General features: G+C 37.3%; 2 pseudogenes. One reads left to right on the forward strand and one right to left on the reverse strand.

Annotation, left to right across the window (positions count from 1 at the left end):
* Positions 1-195, reverse strand: a pseudogene (locus tag DYY66_RS03295) (AAA family ATPase); the annotation flags it as partial.
* A gap of 983 nt (positions 196-1,178) precedes the next feature.
* Between DYY66_RS03295 and DYY66_RS03310 the strand changes: the two are divergent.
* Positions 1,179-1,664: pseudogene (locus tag DYY66_RS03310) on the forward strand (hypothetical protein); the annotation flags it as partial.
* Positions 1,665-2,291 lie beyond the last annotated feature (627 nt).

Here is a 2,291-nt window from a genome sequence, read left to right on the forward strand (position 1 = left end):
CGGTGGTGTATCTTTTGGTATGAGTTCTGATATATCAGATGAAAACGTAAATTTTTCTGGGGTAAGGTATTTTTTGATGTCATAATTTTTAGACAGAGCATGAGTTGTTCTTTTTAGTGTGGAGACGCGAATATTTAGAGAGAAATCGTTGTTATTTACCTTGGAATTGGTAACCTCCTTTGTTCGCTGATTCATAAAGTTATCCATATTCCTAGATCCAGTGCGTGCAAGTATACTTAAGCATGGAATATGTATCATTGTACTACATACAGGCGGTTAAGTCTCACAACATATGTCTAGAAGATGAATATGAATCCAAAGATAGAGGTAACTTCATTATCATTTTCAAAATTAAAAAACGAGCATTCTTTTTCCAAATATAACATAGAGGCATCCCTTGATGAGGCAGAAAATAGGGATTCAGAAGTTGTCTTAAAATACAAACTTGTTTTTCTGTCAAATCCTACTAATACCAAGATAAACGTGGAAGGGTTAGCAACACTTTACGGTGACCAAGCAGAGATATCAGAGCAACTAGGCCCAGACGAAAAAAATATTCCAGTAATTCTGAGTTCCATATATCAAGAAATATTTCCATTGTTTTTCATTGTATCAAAGAGTATGCAGATACCATGTCCTGCATATAGATTATCACAGATGGCAGCTCCATCACAGACAGACAAGATTGTATCAGAAGCAGTACAGGAATCAAATGATACCATAGTCAAACCGTTGGATGTTGAAAGTGGTTTGGANCATCACGTAGGGGTCTAAGTACGATAGTTACTGCTGGAATAATGCTCAGTGCAGTAGCAGTTCTGGGAAGTGCAGTGGTTACATGGTCAAATGGAAACCTCAAAGTTTTTGAAATGGCATTATCTAATACTGCAGCTGCCAACACTAACAAAATTACAGAAAGTTTGNAGGTCTGAGTACCATAGTTACTGCAGGGATAATGCTCAGCGCAGTAGCAGTTCTTGGGAGTGCAGTGGTTACATGGTCCAGTGGAAATCTCAAAGCTTTTGAAATAGCGTTATCCAATACAGCAGTCTCTAACACAAACAAGATTACCGAAAGTGTGTCAATAGAGAATATTGCATTTTGTTCTAATTGCGGTCATGTCAACAGTCAAAATGTCACAAATGTAACTCTGACAAATACTGGAACCGTNCGAGACAATGAAGAGAGTAGGATCATCACGTAAGGGTCTAAGTACCATAGTCACAACAGGAATAATGCTTAGTGCAGTAGCTGTTCTTGGTAGTGCATTGGTCACATGGTCCAATGGCAATCTCAAAGTTTTTGAAACTGCATTATCCACTGCGGCAATTAACAACACCAATAAAATTACTGAAAATGTAATTATAGAAAATATTGCATTTTGTTCTAATTGTGGTCCTATCAACAGCAAAAATGTCACAAATGTAACTCTGACAAATACTGGAACCGTAAGTGTGAAAATAACTCAAATCCAGCTAAACAGTACTACCATAACATCATACTATTATTCTAAAAACTCACCTTCTTTTACTTCGTGTAATCCCCCACCTTCTGGGTCATCTACATGTTTACCTACCAATATATTGCCAAAGCAATCGTATACAGTATCAATAGGTCTCAAGTCTCCTGCAAAATGGGGCAGTCAAAAGCCTGATACCATTACCNTTCACCTTATTCATCTTCTTCATGTCCACCACCTTCAGGCAAATCTACATGTCTACCCATCACAATATCACCAAAACAATCGTATACAGTATCAGCAAGTCTCAACTCTCCCACAAAGTGGGGTAGCCAAAAACCTGACACCATCACTGTAACCACTGCAAGAGGTTCAATATTTACAACACAGGTAGCACCACCATGAGATCACGAAGAGCACTTAGCACTGTGATAGGAGCAGTATTTGCCATAATTGCGCTGACAAGTACGGTTACTTACATTTCCTACAGCATGGGAGTTTTAAATAACTATAACCAATCCATCCTTACAAAAAATCAACAACTATCAGATGCAAACAAAGAAACATTTCAGATTTCCAGTGTGACAGTTCCAAATAGTAAGCTCAACATTACCGTTACAAATACTAGTAATCTCCCAATTAATTTTACAAAGATATGGATTCAAAATACTACAACAACCGATTGGATTCAAAGCTATGTACCAAAAAACAATTTTGTAGNAGTAGGAGCAGTGTTTGCCATAATTGCACTAACAAGTACAGTTACCTATGTTTCATACAGTATGGGAATTTTGGATAACTACAACCAGTCAGTTCTTACAAAAAATCAACA

The organism is Candidatus Nitrosotalea sp. FS, from assembly GCF_011319475.1.
Taxonomy (GTDB): Archaea; Thermoproteota; Nitrososphaeria; order Nitrososphaerales; family Nitrosopumilaceae; genus Nitrosotalea.